The sequence below is a fragment of the Synechococcus sp. R6-10 genome (assembly GCF_047461815.1).
Lineage (GTDB): Bacteria > Cyanobacteriota > Cyanobacteriia > Thermostichales > Thermostichaceae > Thermostichus.
Genome location: NZ_JANSHW010000565.1, coordinates 1 through 8,932 on the forward strand (window position 1 = coordinate 1; position 8,932 = coordinate 8,932).

Genomic DNA, 8,932 nt, shown 5'->3' on the forward strand with positions numbered 1-8,932 from the left:
AGCGGGATCCAGGGGCCTAGATCGACAGGGTCTCGTTTAAGGACTCCGTCCCGCTGGCGCGAAAGGCCTCCGGCCCGCTGGCGCGATGAGAGGCTAGGGAGCAACGACATAACGATCCTGCGAGAGGCGCTCGTTGCCTCCCCACCTTGCTGGTTTGCTCTGGCTGCAGACAGATGTGAAGACTGGGCTTGGGACCCAATTTTTGGGTAAAACTCCCTAGGTAAAAATTACTACAAACCACCACAAGAGCTGGGATCCCCCTCTGGAAAGCTTGGGAAACCCTAAATTCCTGGGGACTTGCTGGGTGGGCTTTCTTCGGTTACCGCTTGCCTACGGCGATCGCCAATGCCGCAGTCACCGCAGCATTCCGGTCGCTTGAAGTCGTCCCAATGGATGCAAGCCCGGCAGCCTTTCAGCATTTCTGGCCAGCGCTCTCGAATCAACAGTTGCCGCAGCCTGACTTCCCGTGATTCCTGAAAGGGGTTTTGGAATTGAACCATAGCTTTTGGGTTTCCCAGCTCTCTTAATCTGGTATAAAAGCAGATTTGAGTTTGGGATCGAGAAACATCAGTATAGCTTAAGGTTTGTGGTGGCCCAATCTTTTTTGCCAGTTTAAGACATTCGAGACAGACCAATCTGCTTTTATTCATCACCTTGGGAAAAGATCTACCAAAAAATGTAAACAGGTCATATAAAACTTAACTCATTTTTTCTCCGCTTAAAACAAAGGTGGGATCCAATGCCAGCAGCATTTGAGTCCGACCGCGGTGTTCCAGGCGGTTCACCGCCGATTGAATCACCTCCACATGATGAGCCCGCACAGCGGCCAGGCCGGCAGAAAGGCCGTAGAGCCCATCCAAAGAGTTGGTCGTCGCCACGACCCGCCCGTTGGGGCTGAGATGGCTCCAGCAGGCTTCCAAGATCTCGCGTAGGGGGTGGCCTCCCTCAATGCAGATGCGATCCGGTGCCGGAGAAAGGTGTTGCAGACAATCGGGGGCAGTACCTTGAATCACCTGCACGTTGGTGAGGCCAAATTTCTCGCAATTGCTCTCGATTAGGCTGACTACCTCGGCATCTCGCTCGATGGCAATCACGCGAGCTTTGGGGCATAGAACAGCCGCTTCAATGGCAATTGTGCCGGTTCCGGCGCCGATATCCCACAGGCAGTGGTTCTCTCCCAGGCGCAACTGGCTTAGCACCAACACGCGCACCTCACGAGGGCTCATCGGGATCCCTGGGATGCGTTCAAAGGCAGAGTCTGGGATCCCTGGGGTGCGGTAGGGCCAAGAGAAGGCGGCTGACATGGGTAAAGTACCGTTGCAGAGGAAGTTTGTCTATACATATCCCTCAGCATAGAGCGAATGCTCAACAGGCCATCTCCAACCTGATAGGGGTGCCGCTTCTCCCGCCCAATCATTGCCCAGATGGGCACCACAAACGCCCTCTGAGCTCAACGGAGTGGTTGGAGCAATTCCCAACCGGCAAAGCTGCAGTCCAAAACCAAAATGATCCTGCCCCCTTGAGGAATCGAGTTGGACACTAGGGAAGTTCTGGAGACAAGCGGGATCCCTTTTACCCAAGAGCTCATTTTGCGCCGGATGTAGCTGGTGCTGCCGAAAAAAGCTGTGGTTGGGATAATGATCGCTATAGGAGGATCTTAAGAACGTTTCCTTGAACTGGAGCCTATCAAACCATCCATCCAAAGAATAAGCTTTGCTCGCAGATACAGCCAAATCTCATCATTTGCCCGCAACAGGAATAGAACATATAGGCTCAATACGACGAAAACACACAGGTTTCCTAAAAAAGTGTAGGTTTGGATAATTTGATCGGTGCTCCAGCCAAAGTCGTAGTTTAGGCGGTTCATATCCCCCCTGGCATCTCCTTGGCCGCCCAACAAAGTTCCCCAGGGAACCTCGGCCAATCCCAGTCTGATGCTGTGCCATTCCCAAAAGCTTCTCCACAGGCTGCTGCTCGCGATCCCCAGCACGACAAATCGCCAAAAATCCCATCGCCAACGATCTGGCAGGGGAAAATAAAAGCTGGCCATCAGAAAGGTGCTGAGATAAAATTCTCCTCCAACGCCGCTAAAGACAAACAACATCTCCCAGGTGCGATTGGGCATCAGCCAGGTCATGTAAAACTGCAATAGAGCAAGAAAGATGGCCAGCACCTGCAGCCACCCAATCCGCTCCTTGCGGGCTGACCAGAAGAGTAGAATCAGTAAAAAGAGGATTCCAAAATACACAAAGGGATCCCTCTGCGAGCTAACGCTTGTCCAGCCGATGGGCAGAGGCAAAGCCCGATACCCGCTCCACCAGGCGACGGTGGCATGGCCAAATTCGTGGATCCAAATGTGAAGAGGCAAATGCAACAACTGCAACAAGCCTATGTTGTTCACCATCAGGGCCACCGCAAACGCAGCCGGGTAAGCCCAAGCGTTGACTGCCCAGTTATCGAAGGAAAACCGATCCCAACGCCGCCGGGATCCCAGCTTTAGGCTCTGCCGCCAGAGCAAGCGTGAGCCGCGGAAAGCGTAAATCTCCACTTGATCCAGCCGTGGAATCCGCAGTTGCTTCAGGATCAGAATCAGAAACAGTTGGGCGGCGGCAACTTGGGGGGAGAGCTGAGGCCGATAAGGGGATCCGATGAGGTGAATGTGCAGGGTCTCGTCGGCAAAGTCTACCCGGACACACCAGCGACGCCGCAGCAGTTCTGTCCGCACAACCTGCACAATTGACTGGGCGTGTCCAGCTCGGGCCAGGGCTAGGGGATCCGGTGGTTTGGGCATCCCAAGATACCTCGCCGGAGAACAAGCAGGAAGAAGAAGGGGCGAGCCTCTACCCATCATCCCCCAGCCCTGCAGGCAAGAGCGGAATTGTGCTCCTTCCCAGGCTGCTCCGAGGGCAGGTTGGTATAGTTGAGGGCAGCAGGTGTGGGGAGTGGATGGAAGGTCATGCCTGAATTCGGCAAGCCGAGGTCAAGGCGGATATGGGGGGCGATGCTGCTGTTGAGCTTGGCGGGGGCAGGGCTGTTTCCCCCGGAATCTGTCCAGGCTCAGGCGATTACAGCCCCAGGTTTATCGCGCATTGAGCGTTGGTACTACGACCCCCAGCAGGGGCGGCTGGAAGTCAATACACAGGGAGAGGTGCGGCCTTTCCTGTTTGTTCTGCAAAACCCCCCCAGAGTGGTGCTGGATTTTCCCAACACCCGCTTCGGACGGGAGCCCCAGACCCAGACTTTTGCGGGCCGTGTCACCTCTCTGCAGATTAGCCAGCTTACGGATACCATCACCCGTTTTGTGCTCTATCTGCAGCCGGATCAGCCTCTCAGCCTCAACCAACTGCAACTGCTCACTGCCGGCCCCTCCCGCTGGGCTGTTCAATTCACCCAGGCCGGATCTCTCTCTTCTTCTCCCCCTTCATCTGCCGGCTTATTGGGAGGTTCCAGGGATCCCTTCCCGCCGTCCCCGCCTTTGCCGACACTGCCTCCCCGACGCCCGGCACCCACCCCATCTCCTCGCTCCGGCCATCAAATTTTAGAGGTATCCCCGCAAGCAGAAGGCTTTTTCATCCGTACCCAAGGCAGCCCCTCCACTACGGTGCGGCGCATCCTCGATCCGGATCGGGTAGTGGTGGATTTTCTCAACACCACCCTCAGCCCTGCCCTCACCCAGCGAGCTTATGTCATCAACCGTCTGGGGGTTGCGCGGCTGCGTATCGGGCAGTTTGAGCCCACCGTTGCTCGGGTAGTGCTGGATGTGGATTCCTCCGGTGGCGACTGGGAAGCCCGCTACGACCCACAGCGGGGTGGGATCTGGATCCAGCCTGCCGGGGGTGCTGCCCAGGCCAGCCTTCTACCCGAGGTCAGCTCTGTCAACAGCAGTGGGCCGCTGGCCACGTTGCAATCGGTTCAGCTCCAGGGCAACCGGTTGATCATCAGCGCCGATGGATTCATGTTCTACCGGGCCGGCTGGGATCCCGAGAGTGGTGGCTACCGCATCAACGTGGCGCCCGCTCGCCTGCCCCAGTCTATGCCGGATCCCGGCTTGCCGGTTGGAGGGCCGGTGGAGCGGATCCGCTTTGTCCAGGAAGATGCCCGCACGGTCAGCATTCTGGTGCAGCCCGCCGAGGAGTTCAATGTCTTCGAGCCCAACCCCGGCCAGGGATCCCGCCGCATTACCTTGGAGCTGCGACCTCTGAATGCTCCTCCACCAATACCTCAGCCGCAGACGCCCGGCCCTGCCTCCCCTTCCACCCCCCAATCTCTGAACCGGACGGTCATTGCCATCGACCCCGGCCACGGGGGACGGGATCCCGGTGCCATCGGGGTGGATGGGATCCAGGAGAAGGACATCGTGCTCTCCGTTGCCCACCAGGTGCAACGACTGCTGCAGGAGCGGGGGTACGGGGTGGTGATGACCCGCACCGATGACCGGGAAGTGCTGCTGCAACCGCGGGTGGATATGGCCGTTCAGGCCAATGCTGCCCTGCTGGTGAGCATTCATGCCAACGCCCTGGATCGCTCCGGCATTCACGGCATCGAGACCTATTACCTGCGACCCGATAGCGCCGAGCTGGCCGCCATCTTGCACCGCAGCTTGGTCAGGGCCACCGGTGCTGCTGACCGGGGGGTGAGACGAGCCCGCTTTTTTGTGGTGCGGGAAACACCTGTGGGTATGCCCTCCGTGCTGCTGGAGTTGGGATACGTAACCAACCCAACCGAAGGGCGAAAATTGGCCACTGCCGAATATCAGGCTCTCTTGGCGCGGGCTATTGCCGATGGTATTGAGACCTTCTTGCGCAGCCGCTAGCCGTTCGGCTGAGCTTGTTGGTGTTGATCACAACTGAATCCAGTTGATCTCAGAGGGAAGGCAGGGAATCTGTCGCCGAGATTCTCGAAAGCAGGGTAGGATACAGCAGCTTAGGCCAAGGTGTTGAGGAGAACGGAGCATGCAGTGGGAGTGGGGATCGGATCCGGATCCCAGTTGGCCAATTGGGGTGTTTGACAGCGGCTTGGGCGGGCTGACGGTTTGGCGAGCTTTGCGCCGTCGGCTCCCCCACGAACGGCTCATCTACTTCGGCGACACGGCACGGGTACCCTATGGGGAACGCTCGCCAGAGGAGATCCTGGCCTTTGTGCGGCAAATTCTGACATGGATGCAGGCACAGCCGGTGAAGCTGGTGGTGATGGCCTGCAATACCAGCTCGGCCTTGGCCCTAGAACAGGTGCGGCAGGAGTTTGCCCTGCCCATTCTGGGGTTAATCCTGCCCGGCGCCCAGGCAGCACTGGCCCAGGGATCCCGCATTGGGGTGCTCGCCACGGTGGCCACGGTCAAGAGTCGCGCTTACTCAAAAGCCATTCAGGAGTACAGCGCTCTGGATCCCAAACGTTTTCCGTACCCCGTTTACTGTTGGGAGCAGGCCTGCCCTGAGTTCGTCCCTCTCATTGAAGCCGGATGGCTGGATAGCCCTGCTCTGCGACAGGCGGCTGAACGCTACTTGCAGCCCCTGTTGCAAAAAGGGATCGATACTCTTGTCTATGGCTGTACTCACTACCCCCTGCTGGATCCAATCCTAAAGCCTTTGCTGCCGTCCTCGGTCAAACGGGTAGATCCAGGGATGGCGCTGGTGGGATCCCTGGCCCGCGAATTGAGCTTGTGGGGCTTGCGCCGCCCCTCGACCGCTGCCCAGGAGGAACCCCACCGTTTCTACGTGAGCGGGGATCCAGAGCGATTTGCCCAGTTGGCCACTCCTTGGTTGGGCTTTCGGCCCCAGGTAGAACGGGTGGAATTGCCGGCTTTGGATGTCAGCAACTCCCTCCGCCCCTGAGCGCCCTTCTCCTCGGGGATAAAGATTGGGGGCCCCTCAACGGGTCATCACCTGCAAGGGGAAACGTTCCGCCAACTCCCCTTCCACCTTGGGTAGCCATTCCTCTTGGAACACCCACACCTGCCCCTGCTGCACGCGGCCATCGGGGTTTTGCGTCAGCTCCAGCCAATACACGAATTGGTTTCCCCGCAGCACCACCCCTTGGATGGCAAGGGCCAAGGTATAGCCCGGACTGCTTGCCAGAGCTTCTGGGGATGGGTAGCGAATCACCTCCACCGCCTGATCCAGATCGGCGGCGATCTCCGGCCCATAGACATCGCGAATGGCTTGAAAGAGGTCTTCTGCCGTCAGTCCTTGGGGGCGAAAGAACGTCATCCGCTCCGAGCGAATCGTCTCCCGATCCAGCGGGTTGATGATCCGTCCTGGCGGAGCCACCGAGGCCAAGAACGTAAAGCGGGATCTATCCGGCTCCACTCGGATGATGTTCAGGGTTTCGCCCGGACGGGGCCGCAGCACAGGATTGTCCCCCACCCAGGCCGCCACCTGATCCGGAGATTGCCCAGGGATCCCCCAAGCTGCCGACCGAAGGCCCGCCACTGCCCAGCAGGCCATTGCCAAACCGGTTCCTTGCACCCAACTACCCCAGAGAGCCCTTGTTGGCTTTACACCCAAGACCGGCCAGCGATTGCAACGCACGTTCCCATTCCTCCGGGCAAACAACACAAAAACACCACGGTAGAATTAGAGAGACTAAGAGATAAATTGAGCGGGCATGGGCAGATCCATCCTCGATGCAAGCGCCCAACAGTCTTGCCCCTCCCCACTGTACCTGAAGATGTCGGCGCGCCTGTTGCGTCTGAGCGCGAGCATTGCGGCCAATGGTTGCAAAGATCCCTCGGCAAGATGCGCAGATCCCCACGGCCTGATCCCGCAAAACGTAAAAAGTATCTTAAGATCAACGGTAAGCAAATCTCATACGCACTAGGTCAGCACCTCAGGAGGTAACCGATGGCTCTCGTTGCAATGCGGACGCTGCTGGATCATGCCGCCGAACATGGCTACGGCATTCCTGCCTTCAACGTCAACAACATGGAGCAGATCCAAGCAATCATGCAGGCAGCCCATGAAACCAACAGCCCCGTTATCCTGCAAGCCTCTCGAGGGGCACGCAAGTATGCGGGCGAGAACTTTCTGCGGCACCTGATCCTGGCGGCAGTGGAGACCTACCCCCACATCCCCGTCGCCATGCACCAAGACCACGGCAATAGCCCGGCTACCTGCTATTCCGCCATCCGCAACGGCTTCACCAGCGTCATGATGGATGGATCCCTCAAGGAAGATGCCAAGACCCCGGCCAGCTACGAGTACAACGTGGCCGTTACCTCCGAGGTGGTGAAAGTGGCTCATGCAATCGGGGTGAGTGTGGAAGGGGAACTGGGCTGCCTGGGATCCCTGGAAACGGGCCGTGGGGAAGCGGAAGATGGCCACGGCGCGGAAGAGGCGCTCAGCCATGACCAACTCCTCACCGACCCCGACCAAGCGGTGGACTTTGTGGAGCGAACTCAGGTGGATGCGCTGGCCGTAGCCATTGGTACCAGCCATGGCGCCTACAAGTTCTCCCGGAAGCCCACTGGTGACATCCTCGACATGGAGCGCATTGCTGAGATCCACCGCCGCCTGCCCAACACGCACCTGGTGATGCACGGTTCCTCCTCGGTGCCCAAGGAGCTGATCGACATCATCAACGAATACGGCGGCTCCATTCCCGAGACTTACGGTGTGCCGCTGGAAGAAATTCAGCGGGGCATCCAAAATGGAGTGCGCAAAGTAAACATCGACACCGACAACCGCCTGGCCATCACAGCTGCCGTGCGCCGCGCTCTGGCCGAGAATCCGAAAGAGTTTGACCCCCGCCACTTCCTCAAGCCTTCCATCAAGGAAATGCAAAAAGTCTGTGCTGAGCGCTACATTGCCTTCGGCTGTGCTGGCCATGGCACCAAAGTTCCGGTGGTTACCTTGGATGAGATGGCAGCCAAGTATGCTTCTGGAGCTTTGGCGGCTCAGGTGAAGAAGACCGTTGCGGTCTAGTCCCCACATCCTGCAAGAACTCTGGAATGCTTGCCGGGGCGCTTCCAGGGTTTTCCTTGGAGATCAGCTAGGTCACTGGACTCAGATTGGACAAATAAGGGGATCCAGCTGGGATCCCCTTTTGCTTTGGAGGAACTTGATGCGTTTTGGGGGTCAGGCAGCTTTTGCCGCAGAACGTTTTTCCGTCTCAATTTGATGGTTCAGCAACGCCAAGCTTAGGCAGTCCAACAGTTCCAGGTCAGCCTCAGAGTAGCGCCGCTGAAAGAGCAGCTCATTGATGCGGTTCTCTTGGCCCAAGCTGAGGAAGCTGCTGCGGAACACCTGCTCCACGATTTCTTGGATGCTGGAGGGCAGAGTAACAGAGTCAAGACTTGTATTCATGGCTGGTTCTGTTTGAGAGATGGTTTTTGAAGGGAGAAGACTATCTTTGCCAAGAGGTGAGGTAGCGCTGCTCGATGTCCTGCAGGGAAAGATGGGAAGCCCTGGGCCGCGGCTCATTCACGGAGGAGACATCGTTCTGCCACTTGAGGGATACTCCCAGCAGTGCTCCCAAAGAGAAGCTCTCGCTCAATAGGGCTGCTATGCGGTAAGTACGGTAGTCCAGGGTTAGATCTTCACTGACTTGCATCTGTGTTTCCTCCGTATTTCTAACGTTCATGCCCCTATCATAGCCTCGAGATCAGTGGAAGTACAGAGAAACATCGAGGATTTGCGTAGGCAATTTGTACGTTTCTTCTACGCGATTTGGCGGATATCGGTGGGATCCCAGGGGTCTTTGGGGCAGGTTCAGGGTTGAGTCAGGGATCCCAGCCCAGCAGAGCACAGATGTCCGCAGCCAGGGTGGCGGCGTTGAAGGGTTTGCCGATGAGGCCATTGGCTCCAAGCTGAGCCAGAGAGGAGGGTGAAACTGGGAAATTGACATCCTCCCCGGCCTGAAGGCTGGAGATTCCTACCACGCTGCGCATGGATGGCTCCTTGCGCAGTCGTCTCGGCGGGTTCCTGCTTCCGACCGC

General features: G+C 58.0%; 10 protein-coding genes. 3 read left to right on the plus strand and 7 right to left on the minus strand.

Translation table 11 applies throughout. The features are described from left to right. Positions 1–281 precede the first annotated feature (281 nt). The 3 genes from NW837_RS13835 to NW837_RS13845 form a co-directional block, all read right to left on the minus strand. The gene (locus NW837_RS13835) at positions 282–500 is read right to left on the minus strand and encodes a hypothetical protein (protein WP_414332184.1); all 219 of its coding nucleotides are present in this window, start codon (positions 498–500) and stop codon (positions 282–284) included. Between the two features lie 198 nt (positions 501–698). Further along, positions 699–1,304 (minus strand): precorrin-6Y C5,15-methyltransferase subunit CbiT, encoded by a 606-nt coding sequence (cbiT, locus tag NW837_RS13840; protein ID WP_414332185.1) that lies wholly within the window; start codon positions 1,302–1,304, stop codon positions 699–701. A gap of 353 nt (positions 1,305–1,657) precedes the next feature. Beyond that, positions 1,658–2,791, minus strand: a complete 1,134-nt coding sequence (locus NW837_RS13845) for a hypothetical protein (RefSeq protein WP_414332186.1) — start codon at positions 2,789–2,791, stop codon at positions 1,658–1,660. Positions 2,792–3,001: 210 nt separating this feature from the next. Between NW837_RS13845 and NW837_RS13850 the strand changes: the two genes are divergently transcribed. Both NW837_RS13850 and murI read left to right on the plus strand, forming a co-directional pair. Further along, complete coding sequence (locus tag NW837_RS13850) at positions 3,002–4,813, plus strand: N-acetylmuramoyl-L-alanine amidase (RefSeq protein ID WP_414332187.1); 1,812 nt, start codon at positions 3,002–3,004, stop codon at positions 4,811–4,813. 139 nt (positions 4,814–4,952) lie between these two features. Beyond that, complete coding sequence (gene murI / locus NW837_RS13855; RefSeq protein ID WP_414332188.1) at positions 4,953–5,831, plus strand: glutamate racemase; 879 nt, start codon at positions 4,953–4,955, stop codon at positions 5,829–5,831. Between the two features lie 36 nt (positions 5,832–5,867). Here murI and NW837_RS13860 read toward each other — a convergent pair whose 3' ends face one another. Continuing rightward, on the minus strand, positions 5,868–6,464 hold the full coding sequence (locus tag NW837_RS13860) for a hypothetical protein (protein ID WP_414332189.1): 597 nt from the start codon (positions 6,462–6,464) through the stop codon (positions 5,868–5,870). A gap of 375 nt (positions 6,465–6,839) precedes the next feature. Here NW837_RS13860 and fba point away from each other — a divergent pair, with 375 nt between their 5' ends. After that, a complete protein-coding gene (gene fba, locus NW837_RS13865; protein WP_011432022.1) occupies positions 6,840–7,919 on the plus strand; it encodes a class II fructose-bisphosphate aldolase in 1,080 nt (359 codons plus the stop codon). A 153-nt stretch (positions 7,920–8,072) separates the two neighbouring features. Here the strand turns inward: fba and NW837_RS13870 are convergent, their stop codons facing one another. From NW837_RS13870 to NW837_RS13880, 3 genes are all read right to left on the minus strand, one after another. Next, complete coding sequence (locus tag NW837_RS13870) at positions 8,073–8,300, minus strand: hypothetical protein (RefSeq protein ID WP_011432021.1); 228 nt, start codon at positions 8,298–8,300, stop codon at positions 8,073–8,075. 40 nt (positions 8,301–8,340) lie between these two features. Continuing rightward, positions 8,341–8,547 carry a hypothetical protein gene (locus NW837_RS13875; protein WP_011432020.1) on the minus strand — a complete coding sequence of 69 codons (207 nt, stop codon included), beginning with the start codon at positions 8,545–8,547 and terminating at the stop codon, positions 8,341–8,343. Positions 8,548–8,716: 169 nt separating this feature from the next. Further along, positions 8,717–8,932, minus strand: a 216-nt coding sequence (locus NW837_RS13880; RefSeq protein WP_414332190.1) for a hypothetical protein, incomplete at its 5' end; no start/stop codon positions are given.

Bases quoted from the DNA above. Each gene is read 5' to 3' on its own strand.
- NW837_RS13850 (WP_414332187.1), top strand. From the start codon at position 3,002: ATGCTGCTGTTGAGCTTGGCGGGGGCAGGGCTGTTTCCCCCGGAATCT.
- fba (WP_011432022.1), top strand. From the start codon at position 6,840: ATGGCTCTCGTTGCAATGCGGACGCTGCTGGATCATGCCGCCGAACAT.
- NW837_RS13835 (WP_414332184.1), bottom strand. From the start codon at position 500: ATGGTTCAATTCCAAAACCCCTTTCAGGAATCACGGGAAGTCAGGCTG.
- NW837_RS13845 (WP_414332186.1), bottom strand. From the start codon at position 2,791: ATGCCCAAACCACCGGATCCCCTAGCCCTGGCCCGAGCTGGACACGCC.
- NW837_RS13875 (WP_011432020.1), bottom strand. From the start codon at position 8,547: ATGCAAGTCAGTGAAGATCTAACCCTGGACTACCGTACTTACCGCATA.
- murI (WP_414332188.1), top strand. From the start codon at position 4,953: ATGCAGTGGGAGTGGGGATCGGATCCGGATCCCAGTTGGCCAATTGGG.
- cbiT (WP_414332185.1), bottom strand. From the start codon at position 1,304: ATGTCAGCCGCCTTCTCTTGGCCCTACCGCACCCCAGGGATCCCAGAC.
- NW837_RS13870 (WP_011432021.1), bottom strand. From the start codon at position 8,300: ATGAATACAAGTCTTGACTCTGTTACTCTGCCCTCCAGCATCCAAGAA.